Annotated in this window: 21 protein-coding genes; 3 read left to right on the top strand and 18 right to left on the bottom strand. The window is 49.8% G+C overall.

Annotated elements, in window-relative coordinates; genetic code table 11:
* Nucleotides 1–62: 62 nt before the first annotated feature.
* The 3 genes from putA to Q0499_RS21765 form a co-directional block, all read right to left on the bottom strand.
* Nucleotides 63–3,686, bottom strand: a complete 3,624-nt coding sequence (gene putA / locus Q0499_RS21775) for a bifunctional proline dehydrogenase/L-glutamate gamma-semialdehyde dehydrogenase PutA (protein ID WP_299204461.1) — start codon at nucleotides 3,684–3,686, stop codon at nucleotides 63–65.
* Nucleotides 3,687–3,983: 297 nt separating this feature from the next.
* Nucleotides 3,984–5,453: a sodium/proline symporter PutP gene (gene putP / locus Q0499_RS21770; RefSeq protein WP_299204458.1), complete on the bottom strand. Its 1,470-nt coding sequence runs from the start codon at nucleotides 5,451–5,453 to the stop codon at nucleotides 3,984–3,986.
* A gap of 484 nt (nucleotides 5,454–5,937) precedes the next feature.
* On the bottom strand, nucleotides 5,938–10,731 hold the full coding sequence (locus tag Q0499_RS21765; RefSeq protein WP_299204455.1) for an NAD-glutamate dehydrogenase: 4,794 nt from the start codon (nucleotides 10,729–10,731) through the stop codon (nucleotides 5,938–5,940).
* A 284-nt stretch (nucleotides 10,732–11,015) separates the two neighbouring features.
* Between Q0499_RS21765 and Q0499_RS21760 the strand changes: the two genes are divergently transcribed.
* Together Q0499_RS21760 and Q0499_RS21755 are read left to right on the top strand one after the other, a co-directional pair.
* Nucleotides 11,016–11,495 carry an Lrp/AsnC ligand binding domain-containing protein gene (locus Q0499_RS21760; protein WP_299204452.1) on the top strand — a complete coding sequence of 160 codons (480 nt, stop codon included), beginning with the start codon at nucleotides 11,016–11,018 and terminating at the stop codon, nucleotides 11,493–11,495.
* A gap of 19 nt (nucleotides 11,496–11,514) precedes the next feature.
* Nucleotides 11,515–12,390: a DMT family transporter gene (locus Q0499_RS21755; protein WP_299204449.1), complete on the top strand. Its 876-nt coding sequence runs from the start codon at nucleotides 11,515–11,517 to the stop codon at nucleotides 12,388–12,390.
* Between the two features lie 13 nt (nucleotides 12,391–12,403).
* Here Q0499_RS21755 and Q0499_RS21750 read toward each other — a convergent pair whose 3' ends face one another.
* From Q0499_RS21750 to Q0499_RS21685, 14 genes are all read right to left on the bottom strand, one after another.
* Nucleotides 12,404–14,566 carry a hypothetical protein gene (locus Q0499_RS21750; protein WP_299204446.1) on the bottom strand — a complete coding sequence of 721 codons (2,163 nt, stop codon included), beginning with the start codon at nucleotides 14,564–14,566 and terminating at the stop codon, nucleotides 12,404–12,406.
* Nucleotides 14,567–14,653: 87 nt separating this feature from the next.
* Nucleotides 14,654–15,004, bottom strand: coding sequence for a hypothetical protein (locus tag Q0499_RS21745; RefSeq protein WP_299204443.1), 351 nt, complete (start codon nucleotides 15,002–15,004; stop codon nucleotides 14,654–14,656).
* A 46-nt stretch (nucleotides 15,005–15,050) separates the two neighbouring features.
* Nucleotides 15,051–15,626 carry a PASTA domain-containing protein gene (locus Q0499_RS21740; RefSeq protein ID WP_299204440.1) on the bottom strand — a complete coding sequence of 192 codons (576 nt, stop codon included), beginning with the start codon at nucleotides 15,624–15,626 and terminating at the stop codon, nucleotides 15,051–15,053.
* 17 nt (nucleotides 15,627–15,643) lie between these two features.
* Complete coding sequence (locus tag Q0499_RS21735; protein ID WP_299204437.1) at nucleotides 15,644–16,936, bottom strand: PASTA domain-containing protein; 1,293 nt, start codon at nucleotides 16,934–16,936, stop codon at nucleotides 15,644–15,646.
* 6 nt (nucleotides 16,937–16,942) lie between these two features.
* Nucleotides 16,943–17,608, bottom strand: coding sequence for a hypothetical protein (locus tag Q0499_RS21730; RefSeq protein WP_299204434.1), 666 nt, complete (start codon nucleotides 17,606–17,608; stop codon nucleotides 16,943–16,945).
* A gap of 21 nt (nucleotides 17,609–17,629) precedes the next feature.
* On the bottom strand, nucleotides 17,630–18,541 hold the full coding sequence (locus Q0499_RS21725) for a hypothetical protein (RefSeq protein WP_299204431.1): 912 nt from the start codon (nucleotides 18,539–18,541) through the stop codon (nucleotides 17,630–17,632).
* Between the two features lie 51 nt (nucleotides 18,542–18,592).
* Nucleotides 18,593–19,156, bottom strand: a complete 564-nt coding sequence (locus Q0499_RS21720; protein WP_299204428.1) for a hypothetical protein — start codon at nucleotides 19,154–19,156, stop codon at nucleotides 18,593–18,595.
* A gap of 25 nt (nucleotides 19,157–19,181) precedes the next feature.
* The gene (locus tag Q0499_RS21715; protein WP_299204425.1) at nucleotides 19,182–19,742 is read right to left on the bottom strand and encodes a hypothetical protein; all 561 of its coding nucleotides are present in this window, start codon (nucleotides 19,740–19,742) and stop codon (nucleotides 19,182–19,184) included.
* Nucleotides 19,743–19,780: 38 nt separating this feature from the next.
* Entirely contained in the window at nucleotides 19,781–20,269 is a 489-nt protein-coding gene (locus Q0499_RS21710) for a hypothetical protein (protein ID WP_299204422.1), read from the bottom strand.
* A 14-nt stretch (nucleotides 20,270–20,283) separates the two neighbouring features.
* Nucleotides 20,284–20,913 (bottom strand): hypothetical protein, encoded by a 630-nt coding sequence (locus Q0499_RS21705; RefSeq protein WP_299204419.1) that lies wholly within the window; start codon nucleotides 20,911–20,913, stop codon nucleotides 20,284–20,286.
* Nucleotides 20,914–20,931: 18 nt separating this feature from the next.
* Nucleotides 20,932–21,456, bottom strand: coding sequence for a hypothetical protein (locus Q0499_RS21700; RefSeq protein WP_299204415.1), 525 nt, complete (start codon nucleotides 21,454–21,456; stop codon nucleotides 20,932–20,934).
* Nucleotides 21,449–22,591, bottom strand: coding sequence for a hypothetical protein (locus Q0499_RS21695; RefSeq protein ID WP_299204412.1), 1,143 nt, complete (start codon nucleotides 22,589–22,591; stop codon nucleotides 21,449–21,451). Before Q0499_RS21695 ends, Q0499_RS21700 begins: the two co-directional genes overlap by 8 nt.
* Nucleotides 22,592–22,860: 269 nt before the next feature.
* Nucleotides 22,861–23,097, bottom strand: a complete 237-nt coding sequence (locus Q0499_RS21690) for a hypothetical protein (RefSeq protein WP_299204409.1) — start codon at nucleotides 23,095–23,097, stop codon at nucleotides 22,861–22,863.
* Nucleotides 23,098–23,202: 105 nt separating this feature from the next.
* The gene (locus Q0499_RS21685; protein WP_299204407.1) at nucleotides 23,203–23,664 is read right to left on the bottom strand and encodes a flavodoxin family protein; all 462 of its coding nucleotides are present in this window, start codon (nucleotides 23,662–23,664) and stop codon (nucleotides 23,203–23,205) included.
* A gap of 84 nt (nucleotides 23,665–23,748) precedes the next feature.
* Between Q0499_RS21685 and Q0499_RS21680 the strand changes: the two genes are divergently transcribed.
* Complete coding sequence (locus Q0499_RS21680; RefSeq protein WP_299204404.1) at nucleotides 23,749–24,597, top strand: hypothetical protein; 849 nt, start codon at nucleotides 23,749–23,751, stop codon at nucleotides 24,595–24,597.
* Between the two features lie 115 nt (nucleotides 24,598–24,712).
* On the opposite strand, the gene Q0499_RS21675 is transcribed toward Q0499_RS21680, so the two are convergent.
* A complete protein-coding gene (locus Q0499_RS21675; protein WP_299204401.1) occupies nucleotides 24,713–25,915 on the bottom strand; it encodes a hypothetical protein in 1,203 nt (400 codons plus the stop codon).
* Nucleotide 25,916 lies beyond the last annotated feature (1 nt).

The raw sequence follows: 25,916 nt of genomic DNA, 5'->3' as shown, positions 1-25,916 counted from the left end.
AAAGGTAACTCAGCATTCTCCGCCAAGTTACCTCTCCTGAGGACGACTCTCGATGGGTGAAATTACTCTGATGCAGCGATCAGACTGGCATTACCACCGGCAGCCGTCGTATCGATACAGAGGTGACGTTCGAGAGTGAAGCGTTCCGACGCACTGCGCTCAGTAATCAGCGGCAACAAAACTCCTTCACGAGACGCCAGAGCAACCCGATAGGCCTGTAAAATAGCCTGCTCAGCACAACTTGCCACCGCAGCAAAACCAGTAGCCTTAGTCAACGCGTCCGCCTGCAACAGTCCACTGATCGCCTTAAGCGGCAGACCTTCAGCAATCGCGGCCTGACACTCAGCTTCAGCACCGGGCGCCACCACAACCACAGCATTACCCTGAGACAGAGCCAACACGGCATGACGCATTGCTGTTGTCAGATCGGGTCCCAGACAGAGAACGGTACCGCGAGCATGGGTGGAAAGCAGGTTCAACTCACCGGTTGGACCGGGCATTGGCTGTGCATCATGCTGCAACGTAGAGAAGTCAATGTCAGTTGTAGTAAACAGCTTTTTCAGCTTTTCAATCTTGCCGTTATCGATTGCCCATTTACTGCTATTCAGACCATCAATCGCCTGTTGCAGCGCGTTGCTTCCAACAGCGGCAATCAGATCAGACGCAACTGACTGACTGGACTCAAGCTGCATAAAGCGTTTCACATACTCAGGACCACCCGCTTTAGGACCGGTACCCGACAAGCCTTCACCACCAAATGGCTGGGAGCCGACAATCGCACCGATCTGGTTGCGGTTAACATAGATATTACCCACTTTGATCCGGTTACAGATCTGAGCAACCCGCGTATCAACCCGGGTATGCAAACCAAAGGTCAGGCCATAACCGGTAGCATTGATGGCATCAACAACTTTGTTAATATTACCCGCTTCGAAGGTGACCACATGCAGAACCGGCCCGAAGATCTCCTCTTCCAGTTCAGCAATGCTGTCCAGTTTAATCACGGTAGGCGCAACAAATAGTCCCTCTTCAGGGGCCACCAGAGACTTTAATACAAGGCCTTTCGCCTCATACTTGGCACAATGCGCTTCAATCTTGGCTTTTGCCGCCTCATCAATAACCGGCCCAACATCGGTGCTCAGCAGTGCAGGGTTACCCAAACGTAACTCATCCATCGCCCCGAACAACATCTCCAACAGGTTTTCGGCAATATCTTTTTGCAGATAGAGAACCCGCAGAGCAGAACAGCGCTGACCGGCACTCTGGAATGAGGATGCCAGAACATCACGCACCACCTGCTCAGGCAGCGCAGTAGAGTCAACAATCATCGCATTCATACCACCGGTTTCAGCCACCAGCGGCGCATCAGGCGCCATATTTTCAGCCATTACCCGGTTGATCCGCTGAGCAGTCAGCGTCGATCCGGTAAAGCAGACACCGGCGACACGGCTATCAGAGGTCAGCGGCGCACCCACTGCCACACCACTACCCGGCAACAACTGGATCACATCAGCAGGAATATCCGCTGCATGCATCAGTTCAACCGCACGGGCAGCGATCAGAGGCGTTTGATCTGCCGGTTTAGCCAGCACCGCATTACCAGCTGCGATGGCAGCCAGAACCTGGCCGGAGAAGATTGCCAGAGGGAAGTTCCACGGAGAGATACAGGTTATAACGCCGCGCGCTTCCCCGGCAGACTCATTACGCTCGGCTTCATTGGCATAGAAGCGGGCAAAATCCACCGCTTCACGTACTTCACCCACCGCATCACGCAGGGTTTTACCCGCTTCACGGGTGGCCAGTGTAAACAACTCCGGCGCATGCTGTTCCAGCAGATCGGCAAACGTGCGCAGCGTCGCTGCCCGCTCAGCCGCGCTTTTCTGTGACCAGCTGCGGTAACCCTGTTGTGCAGCAACAATTGCCGTTTCAATGTCCTCAGGCGATGCAGTGACCACCTGACCGACACAATCTCCTGGTATAGCAGGGTTGTGGACCTCAACGGCTTGACTGCTCTGCGAACCACCGGCGACCATTGGCGCGGCGGTCCACTGAGCTTTAGTAAACGCAGCTTGCTGCGCTTCAAGTTCAGCGATCTGCACCGGATCGGTAATATCCCAGCCCTTAGCATTTTTACGCTTTTCACCAAACAGATTAACCGGACGTGCGATGGCAGTACTGCTGATATTGTCTCCCATCGCTTCAACTGCCGCTAATGGGTCACGGGCGATATCTTCCGGTTTAATCCGGGTATCAACGATCTGGTTAACGAAGGAGCTGTTAGCACCGTTTTCCAGCAGACGACGCACAAGATACGCCAGCAGATCACGGTGAGCGCCAACGGGCGCGTAAATGCGACAACGGGTGCCTTCACTTTTCAACACGGTATCGTGCAGAGACTCACCCATGCCATGCAGACGCTGAAACTCAAACTGTTTGTTATCAATATCTCGTGCCAGATGCAAAATACCTGACACTGAATGGGCGTTATGGGTGGCAAACTGTGGGTAGATACGGTCGGTCATCGCCAACAGCTTCTCAGCGCAGCACAGATAAGACACATCAGAGTTCACCTTGCGGGTGAACACCGGAAAGCCTTCCAGCCCCATCTCCTGAGAACGCTTGATCTCAGCATCCCAATAGGCACCTTTTACCAGACGCACCATAATTTTACGATCCAGTCGGGTCGCCAGGGCATAGAGCCAGTCCAGTACAAAGGATGCGCGCGGGCCAAACGCCTGCACCACGATACCAAAGCCGTCCCAGCCCGCCAGCGCTTCATCGGACAAAACCGCTTCGATGACATCCAGAGACAGATCCAGACGATCCTGCTCTTCCGCATCAATATTAAAACCCATGTTGGCCTGTTTGGCCTGCAGCGCCAAAGCGGTAGTCCGCTGAACCAACTCTTTCATCACCCGCTCTTTCTGACCAAACTCGTAGCGGGCATGCAGTGCAGACAGTTTTACCGAGATACCCGGATTCATACGGATATCAGAATGAATACACGCGGGTGTCAGCTTACCAATCGCAACACTGTAAGCCTGATGATAACGCAGCGCATCAGCATCGGTACGGGCCGCTTCACCGAGCATATCGTAAGAGTAGGAATAACCCTGTTTTTCCAGTTTACGGGCATTCTTAGTCGCTTCCTCAATCGTACGGCCGAGGACGAACTGACGACCCAGTTCTTTCATCGCCTGACCCACGGCGGTGCGCACAACAGGCTCGCCCAGACGCTTAACCATGCCACGCAATGTCTGTGTTACACCCTTATCTTCGGTTGGCGCAATCAGTTTTCCGGTAAGCAACAACGCCCAGGTAGAGGAGTTCACCAGAGAGGATTTAGATTTACCCAGATGCCCGCCCCAGTTACCGGACGCTACTTTATCTTCGATCAGAGCATCAATCGTCATTGCATCAGGCACACGCAGCAGTGCTTCAGCCAGACACATCAGGGCAACACCCTCTTTAGTGGTCAGACCGTACTCACCGAGAAACTTTTCCATCATTGAAGGCGAACTGTCATTACGAACTGAAGTTACCAGTTGCGCTGCATTCGCAGAGATCTGTTGACGATCGTCTACGGTCATACGTGCATTTGCCATCAGACCACGGATAACCCGGGTCTCATTCGCAAGGTAGTGCTCTCGTATTTCGGTACGGCACTGGTCAGTTGTTTTTGTCATAGTTCCACCTTTAAAAAATCTGCTTTAAACAGCTTTATTCTGGTTCTGCTGTTTGTTGAGTTACCCGTTTTTATTGCAATAACGATTTATGTACCTCATTCTAAACAGTCGCATATAGTCATTTTCACTATAGATTAAAAATTATTAATGAAATAGAACAATATTCAAACAAAAAACAAAACTATATTAAATTTTATCTGCAAATATTAGACATAACGACTTATTAGATGCACTAAAAAAGGGCGCGACTAATACAAAAAAAGCCCCATAGGGGCTTTTATGATGCATAGAGTAAGTTTAGCTTCTTATTTCAGCTTCGACAGTTTCAAACTGTTCCGTCACCGAACGCGCCGGTGCTGGCGTTGCCAGAGTTGCCACAACAATGGCGATAAACGCAAAAACAACCCCGGGAATAATCTCATACAGATCAAACCATCCACCGCTTAACTGCTTCCAGATCACCACCGTCACACCACCGACGATAATGCCCGCCAGCGCACCCGCGGTGTTCATCCGTTTCCAGTAGAGAGATAAAATCAGAGCCGGGCCAAAGGCAGCACCAAAACCTGCCCAGGCGTACGACACCAGGCTGAGCACCTTAGAATCTTTATCCAGCGCAAAGAAGGTCGCGATAACTGCGATAGCAATAACCGCAAACCGGCCAACCTGCACCAACTTTTCCTGAGAAGCTTCTTTGTTAAACAGCGCTTTGTAGAAATCTTCAGCCAGGGCGGATGAGGACACCAGCAACTGGGAATCAGCGGTACTCATCACCGCAGCCAGAATAGCCGCCAGCAGAATACCGGCAATAACCGGATGGAAAAGCGCATCAACCAGCACCATGAAGACCGTTTCGTTATCGCCAAGCCCCTCTGGCAGGTAACCGATAGCCGCCAGACCAATCAGACAAGCCCCCGCCATTGAAAATGCCGACCAGATAACAGCGATACGGCGAGCCGAAGGCACCGCATCTTTACTGGAAATACCTTTAAAACGCGCCAGAATATGCGGTTGGCCGAAGTAACCCAGCCCCCAGCCCAGCAAAGACAGAGTCCCTATCAGGGTAATCGTACTGCCATCCGCCTCAGTAAACATATTCAGCAACTCTGGATTCTTGGCATTTACGGCCGCCAGCGTCTGACTCATCCCCCCCAGCTCACCGATAGCGATCAGCGGCACTAACAGCAGCGCGCCAACCATCAGCAGGCCCTGCACAACATCGGTCCAGCACACCGCCAGATAACCACCAAACAGCGTATAGGAGATAACCGCCACAGCACCAATCAATACCGCAAGGGTATAATCAAAGCCGAACACAGTCTCGAACAGTTTACCACCGGCAACCAGGCCGGAACTGGTGTAGAAAAGGAAGAAAACCAGAACAAAGAACGCAGACACAACTCTCAGACTATGGGTTTTATCGTTAAAACGATTCTCAAAAAATGCAGGCAGTGTCAGTGAGTCACTCGCCTGAGCAGAGTAAACCCGCAGTCGCTGAGCAACCACCAGCCAGTTCAGCCAGGTTCCCACCAGCAATCCACCCGCCAGCCAGAACGAACCATAGCCAGCAGTCATCGCGTAGCCGGGCAGGCCCATCAACAACCAGCCACTCATGTCGGAAGCTCCGGCACTCAGCGCACTGGGAAATGCACCAAGATTTCGCCCCCCGAGAACATAATCCGAAAGATCCTGTGTACGGCGGTAAGCAACCAGTCCTATCGCTAACATCAACACCAGATAGATAACAAATGTCAGTGTTATTATCATTCGTAAAACTCCATCGATTCTGGAATCTGCTGACAATCGGCCTGCCGCTGACAGTCGATCATCTCTAGATTCACTTATTGTTATAGCCAGTATTGCTACCGGTATTTTTATCTGCCACAGATACAGCGCAGCTCAACATCTATGAGTACGCCGATGCCAACTCCTTTCATTACTGAGTGACTCTCTGAGACAATGAGTCTGTAATCCGGCACAAAGTGCACCCATAAACAAACACGCAAGCGACATAGCTTACAGAACAATGAAAAGACTATTTCCCTCTTTAAATTCCAAAAAAAGCAAATAAGATTATTTAATATAAATAATTTAGACATTTAAATTCATTACAAGACAAAATATAGGAAAACAGACCTTTTACCCAAAAAAAAAGCGGGACTGACATTCGTCAGACCCGCTTTATGTTGATGCTTTCTATAAGCGCTTAATATAAGCACTTAATATAAGCACTTACAATTAGTGCCTTCTATCAACTCAATTCAAGCAGCACACTCAGCGCAACAGAGAAGATAGAGCAATCGACCAGCTTGGTATTCTGGATATCCCGCAAGGTGTAATGCCAGCGCGCCAGATGCACCGCCCGGGCCTCCTGCCAACGCTCCAGTCGCTGCTCAACGCTGCTACCGGGCTCTCCGGACTGCAACACCTTCAGCGTCAACGCCCGATGCTGATTATCCAGCTCGATCCGATAGCTATTTTTCGCCAGAGCCTGCCAGTGATTCACCGCTATAAACTGGCGAATCTGCTGATCCAGCCAGATCAGGTTGAGGCTGGTACCTACACCAAAGTAAGTCATTGCGACCTGCTCAACATCTTCGTTGGTTTCGCGGGCAACATCGATCACATCCAGCAACCAGTATATATTTTCACTGGCGGCACAAAACGCTGATAGCTGCCCCGGAACCCCTGCGGCCGTATAGCGATCATATTTTTCAGTCAACCGATCAGCCGGAATCACTTTGTGAATCTGCTCATCAGACACCACAACCTGATCAATAGCTGGCTTATACACGTTCAGACAGTTCTGCATATCCAGACCATCACGATGATGCCTTAGCAGCCACTGAGTACCCCGGGCAAGCAGCTGAATGAGATCCCTCATCATCGCCACCTGCAATTCAGCAGGCACCTTATTGTCCAGCGACTCTATCTGCTGCCACTGCGCCTCAATACCAAATATTTCACGGGCAACCATATACGCCGCAGCGATCTGATCATAACTGACACCGATCGCCGAACTGAGGTTATTCACAAAGGTGATCCCCATCCGGTTAACCAGATCATTAGCAATCTGCGTGGCGGTAATCTCCCGGTGCAGACGGTGGTTATGCAACGCCTCAGGAAACTTTTTCAGCAGACGAGCGGGGAAAGCAGTTTCCATCTCTCTGGCAAAGCCTTTGTCCTCAGTTATCCAGGAGTTAATCAGCGCCTGCTTCAGCTCAATCCGGGCATAACAGATCAGCACTGACAACTCAGGCCGGGTCAGCCCCAGCCCCTTCTCACGACGCTGTAGCAGCTGCTTTTCGGTTGGCAGGAATTCAAGTTCCGGGTTCAGTTTACCTTCACGCTCGAGACTCTTGATCAGACGGATATAGTCATCAAGGGATTCCTGAGAGAACGCTTCAGCGATATTCAGCGCCTCGGCCTGACGATAGTTGTTTTTCAGCACCAGCTCAGCAACATCATCGGTCATCTCACGTAACAGCTGATTACGCTGTTTCATGGTCATATCACCCTGACTGACCAGTTCGTTCAGCAGGATCTTGATATTAACCTCATGGTCAGAACAGTCCACACCACCGGCATTATCGATAAAGTCGGTGTTGGACGAGCCACCATTCAGAGCAAACTCAATCCGGCCCAACTGCGTGAAACCGAGGTTACCGCCCTCACCCAGCACTTTGCATCGCAGCTCACAGCCATTCACCCGCAGACCATCATTGGCTTTATCACCCACATCGGCATGGGTCTCCTGGGTTGCTTTCACATAGGTTCCGATGCCACCGTTCCAGAGCATATCAACCGGGGCCTTGAGCAGCGCATTAATCAGATCAGTGGGTGCCAGACGGTCTGCGGCGATATCAAAACGCGCTTTCATCTGCGGCGAGATATCGATCCATTTAGCTGAGCGGTTAAAAATACCACCGCCCTGACTGATCAGTTTACTGTTGTAATCTGCCCAGCTGGAACGGGGCAGCGCAAACATCCGTTTACGCTCAGCAAATGCGCTGGCGACCTCGGGATTTGGGTCGATAAAGATATGCATATGGTTAAACGCGGCCACCAGACTGATGGTCTCGGACAGCAACATGCCGTTACCAAACACGTCACCCGCCATATCACCGATACCGACAACCGTAAACGGCTCTTCCTGTGTGTTGATCCCCTTTTCACGGAAGTGAAGCTTAACGGATTCCCAGGCACCCCGGGCGGTAATCCCCATCCCTTTATGGTCATAACCCTGACTTCCCCCGGAAGCGAACGCATCGCCAAGCCAGAAGCCATACTCTTCAGAGATCGAGTTAGCGATATCAGAGAAGGTCGCGGTGCCCTTATCTGCAGCAACCACCAGGTACGGATCATCCCCATCGTGGCGCACCACCGATTCAGGATGAACCACCTCACCGGCCACCAGGTTATCGGTGATATCCAACAGGCCGCGAATATAGGTTTTATAACACTCGATACCCTCCGCCTGAATCACTTCGCGGTCTGTCGTGTCCGGCATCCGCTTACAGATAAAGCACCCCTTCGCGCCCATTGGCACGATAACGGAGTTTTTCACCTGCTGTGCTTTCACCAGGCCCAGTACTTCGGTGCGATAATCCTCCATCCGGTCAGACCAGCGCAGGCCACCGCGGGCGACTTTACCGACACGAAGGTGCACACCCTCAATCCGCGGCGAATAGATAAACACTTCAAACTTCGGTTTTGGTTGTGGGATATCGGGGATCGACTGCGAATCGATCTTAAATGAGAAGTAGGCTTTATCGGCACCCTCTTTCTGCTGATAGAAGTTGGTTCGCAGGGTGGATTTAATTACCACCATAAAGCGTCTCAGTATCTTGTCATCATCGAGACTATTTACCCCATCCAGGGCGCTGAGAATACTCTGTTCAATCGCCTCTTCCTGCCCAGCCTCCTGCTTGCCCGGCTGGAACCGACAGCGGAACAGCTCGACCAGCTGACGGGTGATATCAACGTTACGCGCCAGAACATCGGCCATAAACGGCTGAGAAAAGCCGAAGCGTAGCTGTTTAATATAACGGGCAAACGCACGCAGCATAGCTACTTCACGCCAGTTAAGTCCGCCGGAAATAACCAGACGGTTAAACTCATCGCTGTCAGCCTGACCATCCCAGACTTTAGCAAACGCTTCCTGCAGAATAACTTTCACTTTATCCAGCTCAACCACGGTCTGCTGACCATAGCTCACCCGGAAATCACTGATCCAATACTGTTTAGCATCCCGGTCGGTAACAACATAAGGGTGCTCACTGAGCACCTTAAGCCCCAGATTTTCCAACAGCGGGATAACTTCTGACAAGACCAGCGGACGATCAACACTAAACAGTTTAAATTTCAGAACCCCGTCCGACTCTTCAAATGAGCGATAAAAACTCATGGCGATGGCATCCGGCGACTGCAGATAAGAGATATGCTGCAGGTCATACACACCGTTGCCGGTTGAAAAGTTCTCTTTATAGGCGGAACTGAAACCACCGCTGAAGCGGTTAACAAAACGACTACCCTTCTCTTCCCCATAGGTTTCGATCAGATTAACGTTCAGATCGTCATCCCATGACCGGGAGATCTCCAGTATCCGGGCCTCAATCGCAGCAAGATCCACCTCAACCTGATGATCCGGATCCCCGTAGATAACAAAATGGGTGCGTGACAAAACCGATTCAGAGATCTGTGAATTGGCTTCATAGTCCCGCCCGTGTAAACCTTTGTACAGCAGGTTTAGTACCGAGTTACGCAATTTGGTGGTGTACAGGTCACGGGGAATATAATACAGGCAGGAATAAAACCGCTTACTGGTATCCTGACGCACAAACAGACAGGCGCGTCGACGTTCCTGCATATTAAAGATGCCGAAGCTGGTCTGTTTCAGGTCGCTGGTTTTTGCCAGAATCAGCTCTTCACGGGGCATATCGGTGAGAATCTGCACCAATGCTTTATGGCTGTGCCCACCGGGTTCAAAACCGCACTCAGAAAGAATGGTGATCAGTTTCAGACGCACCACCGGAATTCGCAGCGGATTAGTGATGAATACTGATGACGTATACAGCCCGTAGAAACGACACTCGCCAGAAACTCGCCCCTGCTCATCAAACCGTTTGATAATGATCAGATCGCGATAAACAGGACGATGCACTGTCGAACGCCCGACATCCTTGCTGAACATCACCAGCTTTTCAGCCAGCACAAACTGCTGCTCCAGATGGCTCAGTTCTTTACTCTTCGGGGTATGGCGTTGGGTACCCAGTTGCGTACCCTCAACCGTGTCGGAGAATACCTTACCCTGATCCTGACGAACCACGACCTCTTCATAACCCTGGAAAATGAAGTTCTCATCCAACAGCCAGTCAAGCAACTTGCGGCTCTCTTTGATCTCCGGGTTATTCGCATCGCGCAGGCGCAGTTCCTCTTTCAGACCCAGCGCCTTCTCTTTAATCGGCACAAAATCGTCAACAACCGCTTTCACATCACCGAGCACTTTTAACAGGCTGTCACGTATTCCATCGAGAGTCGCCTGATCAGAGTGACGCTCTATCTCAAGGTAGATCAGTGACTCAACCTGTGAGTTTTCATCCCGTTCACGGGCGGGCGTGAGTTTTTTCAGCTTATGGGTTTGAGTACGCTCGCAGGCCAGTACACAGTTATTAATCCCAATTATCGCCAATTCACGGCGATTCAGTTCCATCCTGACGGAGTCAACCAGAAAGGGAACATCAACGTTGTGAACCTGAATCACCGTATGTTTGGAGTGCCAGCCATGCTGCTCATGATCGGGGTTGAACACCCTCACATCAGGAGCAGGACCTTTATAATCCTGCATCAGCTGCCAGTATGACAGCGCTGAAGAGCAGAGATATTCCAGCGAACGGTTTTGTAACTCTTCTGGCGCAGCAACGCCAAAAAACTTTTGGGTGAACAGTTGCATCGACGCTTGCAAGCTCTTGCTCACCTGAGCAGAAAGCTTTTCGCTGATCAGATCGATTATCTGAGATTTGGTCAGACCTACTAAATCATGCATGTTGTATTGACTCCAGATCGCACTCGCTAAGCCCGGCAGGTAGCGGATTGTTATTATTCCCTGTATTGGCTAATACAACGCTCAAGAGACAGAGATGTTGGCGCTGACACCCCGGTTTTTTTTCTACTACAGTAATAGGATAGGATAAAAACCGTGACGTATTAGTTAATGTCAAAGTATAGGAAAAGAACAGAAGTCTTTTTCACTGTATTTTTGCTATTTATAGCCGTATCCTTCTCATAAAGATCAAATAAAAACACGAACAACCAGAACTGTGAAATCATATGGATAATTTGGACAAACTGGATAAGCTGGATAAGCTGGATATGGCAATTTTGCGTGAACTGCAAAAAAATGCCCGTATCACTGTGACAGAACTGGCCTCCCGGGTCGGCCTGTCTAAAACCCCCTGCCAGATCCGTATGAAGCGTCTGGAAGAGCAGGGCTACATCCTCGGTTACATCGCCTTGGTCGATCAAAAGAAGCTTGGCACTAAGCATGTTGCTTTCGTTCAGGTGACGCTGAGTGATACCAAAACCAAAGCACTCTTAGCGTTCAACGCTGCGGTAAGAGAGATCCCGGAAATCGAGCAGTGCCATATGATCGCCGCCAATTTTGACTATCTGCTGAAAGTCCGCACAACCGGAATGGAGTCCTATCGTGAAGTTCTGGGGGAGAAGATATCCTCATTACCCTATGTGACTCAAACCAGCACCTTTGTAGTGATGGAAGATGTTAAGGATATTGAATCCAAACTCCTCTGATAACCACTGAGAGCAGACCTTGAACCGGACACCTCTGATTCTGGCACTCGTTGTAGTGCTGATGTGGTCTACTGTTGCCACTGCATTTAAACTCACGCTGGCGCTTATCAGCCCGCTGCAGATGCTCTGGATCGCTGTGGCCACCACCTTTGTTATTCTTTGCGTTGCGACCATTGCGCAGAAAAAAGTCACTCTGGCCCGCCAGTATCTTCAAGAATCGCCGGGGTATTTCCTGCTGCTGGCATTGCTCAACCCAACGCTGTACTACCTGATTCTGTTTGCCGCCTATGATCTGCTGCCAGCTCAACAAGCACAAGCTCTGAACTACACCTGGGCGGTAGTTCTGAGCATTCTGGCAGTGCCCTTTCTCGGCCAGAAATTCACTCTTAAAAACCTGATCAGCATCCTGCTAGCATATGGCGGTGTCGTGGTTATCGCCACTCAGGGCAATTTGCTCGCGCTGGATTTTAAAAACCCGCTGGGTGTTGCTCTGGCGCTCAGCAGCTCACTTTTTTTTGCTGGCTACTGGATTCTCAATACCCGCAAGCCGCGGGACGCGGTGGTCTCTCTGCTACTCTGTTTCGGCCTGAGTTTACCGATTCTCAGTGTGTTGATGCTGATACAGGGAGACGTCACTCTAATGCCCTGGCAGGCGGTTGCGGGCGGCATCTATATCGGCACTTTTGAGATGGGCTTTGCCTTCCTGCTGTGGATGCAGGCGATGCGCATGACCGATAACACGGCGCAACTCAGCAACCTGGTCTACCTGTCTCCGCCACTGTCACTGTTGTTACTGGCAACCATCGCTGACGAACCGGTGATGATCTCGACCATCATCGGGCTAATCCTGATTATCAGTGGTGTGCTGTTTCAACAACTGAAACGCAGACGCTGAATAAGGTTCTTCGCTACGCTATCAGCGCGTCGATCAACTCCACCGTCTGCGCTCTTTTTTCCCGATCAGTGATCTGATCAAGGCCAAACAGGTAGTTCAGCGCGGTTCTGGCACTACTGCGCAGATCTTTAACGGTGGCTGTGTGATGATAATGCCTGACATCCTCATAATAGGTATTCAGGCTAGAATCATTGCGTAGCTGACGAGAAAACAGATCAGCGCTGCCCAGATGCTCAACCAGCCCTTCTACCAACGCCTCACTATTGGTATCTGAGGTAAAAAAGCCGATTATCGCACCAACCAAACCCGCAATTAGTGCAGCCACAAACAGTACCGCCGCCAAAGGCGGAACCTCTATAGTGCCTGCGGACATCCACAACATAAAGCCAGCCAGACTTAAAATACCGCTGGCAAGACCAAAGCCTGCCACCGTCATGCCTGCATAATCACGGGTTCTATGTTCCTCAGCCAGCATCGCACTACTGGACGCAATCGCAGCCAATGAACCGATAACGCCAAGAACGCGCGCGGTGGCGGCCGCCCCCGCGGTGCCACTACCAAGAACACTCTGTTGAACATATTTGAAACGTTGCAGAGCCTGAATCAGAGAGTTGGCAAAACCGGAAAACTGAGCAATAGTATCTCCCCATAAACGAATTCGGGTGATCATGCTATCGGTCGTTGTCGTCACAGCACTGACGAAAGCATTGAGAAACAGAATGCCGGTTATCATCGACATAAAAACACCCCAGCCCGGGCTGCTCATCACCTCGGAGTTGACCACACCCCGACTCCACTCTTTCACCTGCAATACCTCTTCAGGATCCGATGAACTCAGACGCCGGATAAACTCACCTTTATTCGAACTAACCATGCCAATTAACTCAGCCGTTACTTCAACCGTAAGATCACGCAAAATACGCCCGGCATTGGGGGCCAATGAAGCCATCTGAATCATTTTTGGCAACGACGCTTCCATCACCACCATGAGTAACGAAGGAGGCCCGGGCAGGTTGCCAGCGATGGTTGGCACGACACTGATTTTAGCTGCAACCGTTGCCAGACAGGAAGGGTTGGCAAAGCTGCGCCATTCACCACTGACGATCATCTCCAGAGCAGGTTGTAAGCGCTCGGTTATCAGGGATTCTGCATGATCACTGACGGCGATCACCCGATAGCAGGCACCCAGCTTACTGTAGATGCCATGCATGAAGCTGCTGGTGATCATATTATCGCTATTACATGCCTGAGCCATCAAGTCATTGAGACGGCTACTGCCCTCAAGCATCTCATATAAACTGTCAGTATCCCGGCGGATAGCCTGTTGCAGTAGGCGGGCTCTTTGAGTCGGCTCACGTCCCAGAGTACGTTCAGCGTGCGCTTTAAGTGTATTGAGCTTTCGTTGCAGGGTATCTATCCTGCCCTGCTCTGAGCCAGAGTAGGCGGACTCAGGATTAACCTCTGCCAGATTAATAAACTCCATTAACAGTTCAAGCGCACCCAGCTCCTGCTTATAGGGTTGAAGAATACGCGCCAGAGCCTGCTGATTGGCTGCTACCCGTTCAGCTTTTGCCATTGCATTGTCCATTTCAGCCGACAACAGCGAGCTGAGCTGCTGCATATCTGCCGACACCAGAGCAGTTCGGTTGAGCGCTATCTCCTGCTCCAGCGATTCACTTCTCGGTAGAATAAGGCGGTAATTCCTCCCGCTGGGTAATCGCCAGCGATGATAAACCGGCGTTCCCGCGCCTGAATCTCCATTTTTAATCGCTTGCAAGGCGGCAGCCTGATCCTCTACCGAGGTTGCATCGCCGCCCACATAGCGCCGATAAAGAAATTCCCGAACATGCCCATTAGGTCCGGCGTGCCAGTCCAGGATGCGATTAAACAGCGTACTACGCTCAAGATGCAGCACCTGCGCCAGTTCCCCGATAGTAGTGCGGCCATGTTCCTGGCTGTAGCTATCCAGTTCGATGCGCACCAGAGGGTAATTGAAGTTAGCGATGCGGTAGAGAAAAACCCCTGCTATACGGGTACGTTCATTGCGTTCTGCATTGCGCACATCATCTATCTGCTGATTGTATATTTCAGAGTAGTTTACTGCGTCACTAACGCAGGCGAACTGCTGACTTATATCAGCGCCCGGACTGTTCTCTTCACAGACATCATTACACATAGCTTTGCTCCTTAGCAGCGGGTTAACGCAACAGCCTGCTCATCTGTTCACATGAGCGCATAAACGTGCTTTTTCAGCGAGTGATTATTAATCAGGCTCTTCATCATCGGTTGATGGGTCTGGTCGTGTATTAAAGCGCTCATCGACAGGAGGCATCGGAAAAGCATCTGGATCGGGCCAGGCCGACTGTTGCTGCAAGTTCTGCTGCAGTTGTTCTGAATTAAGGCCGGGCATCTCTCGCAGCATTCTCATCGAAGCGATCAGATTGCCGAAACCTTCCTGATTCTGACGACTGTTATTGGCCAGACTCATGGAACTGACCCGCCCTAAACCACCGGCGATAGGGTTCTGCAGACTAAATGACTCTCCTGCAGGCGCGTTTTGCTGCTGTGAGATTCGCCTTAACAACGATTCGATTCTCTGACCACCACTGCTCATTACAGACTCCTCGTAACATACTCATCAGACGTTTACAGACCTGAACTTATAACGCGACGGTTATCGCTTTGCCTGCGTCAATAAAAGCCCCTGCAGTGGGCGTTGTCGATGCGACAATATCACTGTCTTTGGCATTCCCGGGGGAAACCTTAAACTCGATTCCGATTCTCTCAAGTAACTCTTTCGCCTCTCCCAATGGGATGCCTGACAGCAGAGGTACAACCTGCAGGTTGTCGATCTCAAGAGGTGCCGGTACCGGCCTGAAAGTCAGCTTCAGTTTGCTGGCGCCCTCTATTTTGAAGTCATATTGGTTCTGGTATGAGGCATCTACCGTTGTCCCCATCACCTCAGTTTTCACTTTGCTATCGCTACCTATCGACTGCTGTACAGTCAGCGCCATAGTAATCTCGGCTTCAGCTTCCGGAATCACATACCAGGTCGGCCGATAGCCGATCCGGCGCATCTCTTTTAACAGCTCGTCATCAAGACTGTAGATCTGTTTCAGATTCTCTATGGTTTTTGCATCAATCGCATATTGGGCCTGTGCAACACCAATACCCATCTCGGCAATCATATCGCCCAGCGGAGTAGCCAACACTTTTGTAAAAGGATTTTCTGCCATAACCTTCTCCTTGTGACTCAGTTACCGTTACCGACACCAATGATCAGTATGATCTGCGTATCCGGTTGTAACGGGGTGTTCGCTTTAGGATGCTGGCTTATGATTTGTCCCGCTGAGAACGGATCTTTTTCCGACAGTTGCTGTTCATACCAGAACACCTGATCCTGCACTCCATCCAGTTTTCGCTCGGCAAGCTGGCGGGTATAGCCGGTGACTTCGGGCATTTTAAGTTCAACGACGACAGTCTCAGAACTCTCACCTGCATCCGTCAGATCAATATCAAAACGGACATTACCAAAACAGTTAGAAGGGATACGGGCAAGATCATCTGCCGTTTCAAACAACATCAGATCTGTTTGATTAGCGGCTGCGACAACCTTCAGGTCAACACTGGCTTTACTGATTCGATACCCCCCCTGTTGCGCCAGTTTAGTGCTGGCACGGGAGATCGCTTCTGATGTTGAAAAGATCAGATCTTCGCTCTTAACTGTTTTTGACTTGATGGGAACAGCAATCCCTCCGCTGTTAACCAGTCCCTCAAGTTGACCGATACGATTATCTTTTAATTTAAGCTGGCTCTGCAGATCAGCGACCAGCCCCTTCTGTATGTTCAGGGTCTCAACTGTCGGCCTTTTATTCAGCTCAACCTCGAGTAATTTTCGCTGCTGCTCTTTCAGCTCCAGCTGGCGACTGATCTCTCCAAGCTGTCCATTGCCCCGTTCTAACAGAGATATTCGATCATCCCTGGCTTTAATCTGTGACTTTAAGCTGGTTATCTGGGACTTTTCAGCATTCAGCATCTGCAACGTTGGTCTGCTCTGCAGTTCAGTCTCTAATTTTTTACGCGCCAGCTCTTTACTCTTCAGCTGTTCCGAAAGTGTTTTAGTATCATTGGTGAGCTGTAGGTTTTTTCTTTCTAATAACTTCAGCTTGTTAGTATCGGCAGCACTGACAGCAACACTGCCAGCGGTGATCACCGGAATGGTATGCAGCGTAGTATTAGCCAGCGTCAGCACCGGTTCATTACTCAATTGAACCGTGCCAAAATCAATTGTCTGCTGGCTATAAGTTTTCGGCGTATTGCTGGCATTTACCCAGTTATTATTGAGTTTCACTTTGAGCAAAACTCTGGGCAGAAAGCCACTAAAATTAGTATTACTCACCATACTCAGTGAGCCTTTTGTTGTACTACGCCCGGATGCAACCAGTGTTATGCCGCCAGCCATTGTGTAGAAAAACATCTGCGCATCGGTATTAGCTAATGCTTTATTATTACTATCACGTAACACTGCTTTGATATTGGTAGCCATAGGTCATCATCCTTGTTCAAAGCGGTACAGAAGTGTCTGGGTCTGACCAAACAGATCAGCTATCAGCGCGATGACCTGCCCTTCCGGTTCCTGATTTGAAATCACCAGACCGGCTGAGGCAACCCCCTCCTGATTGAGCACCAGAGATGCCTGTTCCAGTTTGGTCGCGGGCTTCAACCCAGTTTTATTCAATTGCTCGGACAATTCACGGTCTATGTTCAGTTCCACCGTCGCCCCCTGCATCGAGTTGCCTGGCCCCGCAGTCACAACAACGTTTACCCGAGCTTTGCGGGCTGCCTTTTTCTCAACACTGAGGCTTAGCTGCACTTTTGCCGCCGTTGAATCCAACGGTGCAGCAACAAATACGCCTTTAATGATACTGGTCGCAGAGCTACTGTTCTGTTGTTGCGATGCTTTCACCGGCAGAAATTGAAATGCAGATTTCTTCTGTAGCGGTAGCCGCCGCCCTGACCCGGATGTCGCTGGTGTATCGACAGTGGTCATCTGCAGTTTCAGTTCAAATTCCATACGCGGGATGTGATAAACCATACTTTGCTGGCCCATAGCATTCATCACCGGATATCGGTTCAACCGACTTTGGGCCTTACTCAGCCCGTCTGCCAGATTGATGAGAAAATCATCCAGATCTTGCCCTTTAGCTACATCATCCATTCAAATCTCTCCAGGTCCTGATCAACTGAAGTATTGCAGTTTTTCCTGCTTTTCAGCTCTTCTTCTCTCTTCAGACCGATCTCTTTGTCGTTGCCGTGATATTTCTGCCAGCCTTCTTTCGCGCTTTGCTTCTGCCCGAACAGCAAAGGTTACAAATGTATCAACCTGTTGCCGTTCTTCCAGCCGGGCTCTTTTCTGAGCCTCTGAACGTGCTTGTTCACATTTCATCTGCTGCCGTTCTCTCTGTTCCAGCCAGCGTTGCTGCGCCTGCCGCTGAAGCTGAGAGATCTCCTCCAGACGCTGTCTTTTTTGCAAATCGCCTTCAGTCGCTCTTTTTAACTCCTGGCGCAGATTCAGAGAACTTTTCAATAGCAGTTGTTGACGCTGAGAATTCAGATCCTCTTGGCGCTTAACCTCTTTTAATCTGACCAGCGACTTCTGCCGTTGCGCCTTTTGCTTTTCCTGTTCAAGTTGATTGACACGCTGCTGTAACTGCAACGCCTGACTCTTTTTCTGCCTTAACTTTTCATGTCGGGCTAACTCAGCCTCCTTCATTCCCCGCTCAAGCTGTAAGCGAGATAGTTGTCTTTGATTAAGCTGCTGTCTGATACGACTCCGGTTCTCTTCCTGCCGTTGTGCTTTTTGCTTATCCACTAAACGAGATTCTGCAGAGTGCTGTGGCATCGGAAAGCGCTGGTCATTCCAATCCTGTACCGGAACGTTACCCGTCAACTCATCCAACTGCTGCTCTAACACTCTCTGACGATTGACCAGCTGTTTTAACTCATCCGGTATATCGTCCATTTCCAGCAGATCAGCTAAAGCACGCTGCTGAGGTGGCTCATTTCCCTGTTTATCAAGCCACGCTTGCTCATGCTGAGTCGCGTCTGCTACAGACTCAAGTGAGGTCCAGTCAAGATACTCAGTCACCATCAGGCGATCCCTTTATACCCAGCGCTTCATACTTGCTCATAAACCGACCCATCAACCATCTGCAGGTGCAGATTTATTACGCTCCACGATTGCCCGTATCCGTTCTTCCAATACTGCAGGCGCAGGGGTGGGTAATATTTTGGTTCGCATCAGGCTGGACCCTTCAGCACTGTAGTTAAACTTATTCGCGTAACGGGCGCTGACCGATGTAGTTCTGGCTCGCGCCATTCCCATACCTAAGAATCCACCCGCCATTGCGCTGATGGTTTTCGTCGATGATTTGCGCTCGAACTCAGAGCTCTGAGTGAAGCTGATTGATACCTTTATCTCAATAAGGGATTCGGTAAACTGATAGAAGGTGGGGGTGAAGCCCAGTTCTATCAGCGACATCTCTTCACCATCAAACTTAACCAGTGATTTTTTGGTGACGGTGGTTATCTCACCAGTAACCGGGTCAACTTCAGGTACCTCATATTCACCGCCCATCATTTGCGCGAGTCGGAGACTGGTTTCATCCATCGCATACTGAGCTTCTGCTATTGCAAGCCCCATACTGGTGATCATCTCGCCAAACGGAACATCACTCAGTTCACGTCCGATACTTGGTCTGGCCATAGCCGTTCTCCTTTAGATTGGGTGATTAACCGTCCGTTTCTTCATCGGTTTCAAACAGGTCTCTTACCCGCTCTTCAAAAATCGCAGGTGGCGGAATTGGCACCAGGTTACAACGCAGCAGACTGGCGCCCTCTGCGCTATAGCTGTATTTACTGGAGTAGGTTGCATCAACGGTAGTTGTTCGTAGCTTTGAACTGCCGCCAAAGAATCCCCCGAAAGCAGGTTTACTTCTCTTGGTACCAGTGGTTTTAGTATTGCGTGTATAGGAGCTTTCACGCACGATTTTGATCGCTATTTTGACTTCGATGATATTGTTGGTGAACTGATAGAACGTCGGGGAAAAACCCAGTTCCAACATACTGACTTTCTGTGCTTTATTATCAGCACCCGTACCGAAATAAACCCGGGTATCCTCCTCACCGGTAACCGCTCCCGCTTCATCAAGGATAGGCACCCGCCCTCCCATCATCTGAGCGACACGGATGCTGGCTTCATCCAGTTCATACTGGGCATCGGCAATTGCAAATGCCATCTCCCTGATCATCTCCCCCATGGGGACGTTGAGTAGTTCCTGACCGATTGACATAGTTCTCTCCTTGCTAATCTTTAGCGGTTAGATCATCTTTATTCAGTATCTGCAGGCTGAGATGCCTGCTGCCTGCTGGCTATCCAGTTCTGAAACGCGTTGGGTGGTGGAATCGACGAGATCCTGGCAGTAATCGAACTACTGGCCTCGGAAGAAAAACTGTACTTATTACTAAACTCTGCACTGACCGTCGCAGCAAACATGACGAAATAGAATGCACCTCCAACCGTTGCAGAGGTACCAAATTTTGTTTCTGTAGTGGTTGATGTCGACAGCGAGACCCTGATATCAATGGTCGCCTCATTAAAGTGATAAAACACCGGGGCAAAACCTAATGAAATCAATGACACTTTTTCACCGTCACCGATATCCACCCCATGCTCTTCAGCATCACCCAGCTGCATCGCCATCCTGATAGAGTTGTTATCAAGCTCTCGCTGGGCCGATGCAATCGCCGTACCCAGCTGTGTCAGAAGCCCTGGTAAGGGTGACTTCTCCAGTGATGCCATCACTTTGCTATTGGACATAGATCAACCCTCTATCAGTCTGGATCTACCGGTGCAGGATCAACCGGATCGACGGGTGCGGGGTCTACCGGGGCTGGATCCACTGGAGCCGGATCAACCGGGTCAGGTGTTGGTGCAGGCCCATCAGGCGCGGAGATAGTTCCGCCACCTGAGGCTGCATGGTTGCGAATCGCATCCAGAAACGCCTGCGGTGGGGGAATCGATTTCATCGTGGTTTTGATGCGTGAAACCGCTTCCATATCAAACTCATATTTATGATGCAGATCGAAAGAGATCGTGCCGGCAAATGCCACTGGAAGGCCCGCACTTTCGGTGGTACCCAGCCCGGCTTCAACACCAAAGTCGATACCCGATTCCACCCGTACAGAGATAGTCACCTTGAATTCCATCTCGGTTTCTTTGAAGTGATAAAACTGCGGGATAAAGCCTAACTCAAGCAGGCTCCGCTCACGGGATGTGCCATCAACATCGTTGAAACTGATCCGGGTTTCACTCAACATTGTTGCTGCGCGAACAGAGGTGGAATCCAGTTCATACTGAGCGGCAGCAATTGCTTTCGCGGTGTTTTCAATTAATTTAGGGATAGGCACATCCATCAGCGCCTGTCCTGGCGTCATGCCAGCTACCTGATTATCAAAATTCATCTCCCAGACCTCGCTGAATTAACCTGACACAATTAATTGCTGTGACAACTGAAACGAACCCATCTGTTTCTGCTCTCTCAACAACTGATTTCTTGTTGCTTTGGAATACTTCAGAATGCGTGCAAACACCTTGTTGTAACGAATTTTGTCCTGCAAAGAACAGCTATGCTGATATTGCGTAACGGCATCTCTGGCCTGCTGATGCTGATCCAGCTTGATCAGCAGACAGATTCGACGAAACCTGAGTAACGCAAGATCATTAGCCACGGCCTCCGAGGCACTGTCACCCAGTGTTTCGTACTCGGCTATTGCCCGCTCACAATATTCCAGCGCAGCCTGATCTTCGCCAGCCTGTTCAAGACACTCGAACACCAGTTCTGATATATAGCGTTGTAACAACAGCGGAAACTGCTGCACCATGCCCGCCTGTAATAATTTTTGCAGCATTAGCAAAGCGGTTTCATACTTTTGCTGGCGCAAACTCTTGCCAACCTCAGCAAGCACAACATCCAGTTTTAACTTTGGGATCGTTTGATTACTCATGTCCATTTCTCATCAATCTGCAATGCATACCGGACTGGGCTGCCTCATACTGAATCCACAATCCCTGATGAAGGTTGGCATCCGCTTTTGCTGACCAGCCGTCTGACGTTTCGACAAATTTAAGCGCTCGCCCCATGATCGCTGTGCAGAGCTTTTCTAAGCGGTATTGCTGCTCCCCTGCTGCTGCATCAAACACCAGATCAAAGCGGATGCCGCCAATCCACTCTGCTGAAACAACACAACCCTCAGCCACCAGGGCTTTCATAACTGAATCGCAATCAGCAATCGCGACACATCGCTTTAAAACCATTGGCAGACTTTCAAACAGGCGGGAGTGCAGGTGCTCGGGTATCGCTAACTCTGCTGACAATATCCGTGAGATCTTCTGTTGGTGATCAACATCTGCGGGAACCGATTGAAGCAACAGGTCAAATCGATAATAATCCTGATTATGAATAACCAGAGGTAGGTGCAGCTCATTGGCTTTCTGCCACAGAGTATGAGCGCGCTGTAACGAAAGATCGGTCAGCTGCCAGCATTGTATCTGCTCAGATTGATTTCCCGTTTGCCGTAACCCGAACTCACGGTAATAGCTGATCAGGCTCTGATCACCACCCGGAGCATAGGCAACCACAGAATATTTAGCCGTATCACTACAGGATTTAATCAGCTCGATACCTGGTTTTCTGAACCGGCCAATAAGCTCTTCAGCCACTTTTTCAGAGAGATTACCGAGGATAATTGCCGGAGTCTTAGCAAGGCAGCGAAGCAGCTCTTCGCTGCTCTGCCCGGTAAACAATGCCAGATCGGTGATAAACGAGGTGATATGGGTAAAGTCAGTAATATAAACCGCTATCTCATAGCGTTCCTGCGAAGCGATTAACTGATCACTCTGGGGTATAAGGTCACAAGGCAGATCTGCACCTTTGAGGACATTAACCATCTCCTCGGCGGAACGGATATCTAGCTTGTTCTGTAAAATTGAAGGAGCCGTCAGAATCCGGCGTATACAGTCCTGTCGGCTTAACCCAAGACGCTGATGAAAACGCCCTATCGACAAAACATCGGCATTGCCAACACCGAGAACCCTTACCTGGTAGCAATCCTGAACCTGAAGATAGCTTTCCTGATGCACGATAAATTCACCCTGAGTAAAGTGATATTCAGGTCGGCCAGATATTCAGAGAAGCGTTACAGAAAAGATCTATCCATAAAACGCTTATGCTACCCAGGCAAACCGTTAACGTTGCTTTTCATGTCTATTCCTAACGGGTAAAAAGAAGCATAGGAGAAATATTCCAGTAATCAAACAAAAGTTTGAAAATAGTAATTTTTCTCAGATAATCGAAAAAATCAAAAAAAAACCCGCTCAACTGAGCGGGTTCTACAGAAACAAAAAAGACGTTATGCGCTAACTTTCGCTTCCATATAGCGGGCATAATCAGCACCGACGCGACAGCCATAAACACCTACTTCACCTTTCCAGCGCATCCAGGTGATAAAGTTACCGACCGCTTCAACCGCTTTACTGAAGGCAGATTGCGGTTCCGTACCACTTTCATCATAACAACCCATCGCCTGAAGCTCGCTGGCTATTCGACGATCATCACACTCAACTCCGGTAAACACGGACTGCTTCATTTTCGGATCTCCCGACTGATCAAAATTTAGACGTAAGTATAATACCTGCTTGTGCGCCGCACAATACAGCTGATCATATTCTGTTCACTCAAACTACGATGCAGATCAATAAATTCCCATCTCCAAACCGGCAGCCATCGTCGCGCCAAGGGTTTCACACTCTTGAAGAAATTGATCCTGCCATTCCCCCCGACAAACCAGTGGCGGCTGAGTCCAGTTCCAGCGAAGACCGGTACAGATCGTTTCAACCGCTTTGCAAGTCCCCGTACCATCATGCCCAGCCCGAACATAGAGTGCACAGGGAAGCCCCTGCTTTTGCTCCAGACAGGGATAATAGCAACGATCGAAGAAGTCCTTGAGGGCTCCACTCATGTAACCGAGATTTTCTGTTGTGCCCAGAATGATTGCATCACAATTCAGCAGATCATCCGGCGTTGCGTTGAGGGGCTCAACCCAGCGGCATGTGACTCCATCAATATCCGGATGACGCGTCCCCTGCAAAACAGCCTCAGCCATTCTGCGGGTGTTGACAGAGGGAGCGTGGGCGACGATTAATAGTTTTTTCATTACCTTTCTCCAAAGATCCATTTCACTATACAACAGGAGTTCTGCAGCGTAATCTGAAATCAGGTTTTATGTTGAGGCGGGGAAATGGCTACAGATCTTTGGCAGACAAGTCTTAAAGCAACAGAACAAGCGTTAATTAGCGGGGCTCTTTTGCCTATCGAAACTGAGCTCGAAGAGATCCATGAAGGGCCACTCAGATACCAGATCCGGGTTCTCAACAACCTGCAAAGAAAGCAGAATGACGACCGACTGAAAAGTGCTGCTAACCGCAGTCATAATCCCTTTCTGCCCTACGATCCTAGACTCTATGTTGCCGATATAGGGCGCAAACATCTATGCCTGCTGAACAAATTTAACGTTATTGATAACCATCTGCTAATTGTAACGAAAGCATTCGAATCGCAATCTGATCTGTTAAACCTGAATGATTTCCACGCTTCAGTTCTGGGTCTGGGGCAAATTGACGGATTAGTGTTCTTCAACGGCGGGCAGATAGCAGGGGCCAGTCAGCCTCACAAACACCTGCAGTTAATACCTCTATCGGCAGAGCAGCTCCCTCTCTCTGAACAGCTTCAGACATTTTCATCCGATGTTGCTATAAATACTAAGCTACCGTTTGACAACAGGGGTGTTCGGGTGCCTGACAACCTTTTCGATACTCCTGTTCAGGCTGCTGGCTGGCTAACTATCCACTATCAGAAATTGCTTAACCAGACTAAAGTTAAACTTAATGGAACCGCAGCATTTACCGGATATAACCTGTTGTTAACCCGGGAATGGCTGATGCTGGTACCCCGTCGCAAGGAAGCTGTCGCAGGGATATCATTTAACGCTCTGGCGTTCTGCGGCTCGATTCTGGTTAAAAACAGAGAACAGCGGGATCAATTGATAGAGATAGGAGTTTCCCGGGCTTTACATGAGATTACTGAATAAACATTGCTGAATGGTCACTGCTGAGTAGTCACTGCTGTCACCCCCATAGAGGGGCAATAGTATGAGCACAAAAAACGCACTAAACATTAGCGCGTTTTGATAGCATGTTTAACAATCAGAAATAGTATTCCGCCGTCAATTGCACCAAATCATCCTGTTCAATATTAGTCATCAGGTCCTGATTGCTTCCTGACTCGAATATCCGGGCATCAAGGCTCAGTTTCCAGTTGTTCCCAAAGCGGCTGCTGGCTTCAACAACCAGGCTGTGGCTCTGATAGTCGATGTCATAACCTAAGCCAGCGAGAAACTCTGAGCTGGATTCATCATTCAGCGTAATTCTGCTGCCAAAGAAAAGATCATTCTGGAACAGGACATCGGCACCTTTACCCCGTTCATCCCAGCCATATTCAACTAAAACGCCCACATCGGTATTGGTTTCACTGACACCATAAAAGGTATATTCCACTCCGGCCTGCATCGCACTGTAGTCTTCAGATCGCGTATCCCGGCGCATCAGTTCCAGTTTGAGAAGCCAGCTATCCAGTGTCGCCTGCCCATCAAAGCCGAACTGATCCATCTGTTCATAAACCGGGATAAGCACGGGCGTACCGTTTTTCAGACCTAACTCAAACCGTGGATCTCGATTGGTTCCTTTAAACCAGTAAAGCCCGATATCATAGAGATCAAAACTCTGACTCCAGCGAATCGCGGTATCAATATGCTGATCCCCCTCACCGGACTCATAGCGGGCACTATCCGTATCCACAACGACACCACTGCGAAGCCGGCCATCAACCCCGGCAAAAGTACGCTCACGAAAACCCGGCAGAACATAGAGGTCAACGATCCCCCACTCTCTCACCAGTGAGAGATTCACCATCGGCTGACCCAGTTTGTCTTCACCATCGCTGTCTTCGACAGCATCGGTCTGATTGATAACGTCCACCAGATGGTTAAATTCCGTGACGCCCCAGAACACCTTTCTTAATCCTGAACGCAGCTCCCAGTCATCGCCTGCATGGATCCAGCTTAGTTCCCGGATATCCCCATGGGTACGTTCTTCATCTTGTTGGTCAATACGTATAAAAGGTGTAAAGATGACCGAATCATCACCCTCGTTAAACCCCCAGTAAAACGCAGTTTCCAGTGCAATAGATGCATTAGAGTGATATGCCTGACCAACAAATTGTCCCTCATCAGGATAGGCCTGAAACTCACTGGATAGCTTACCGGTAAAATCGAAAACAGTATCATCAGCCCCTGCTACCGGACTGAGTAACAGTGATGTCAGCCCCATGGCAAACAGCTTGACTCTCATA

Source organism: uncultured Amphritea sp. (assembly GCF_937127095.1).
Lineage (GTDB): Bacteria > Pseudomonadota > Gammaproteobacteria > Pseudomonadales > Balneatricaceae > Amphritea.
This window is presented reverse-complemented; position numbering and strand designations above follow the sequence as displayed.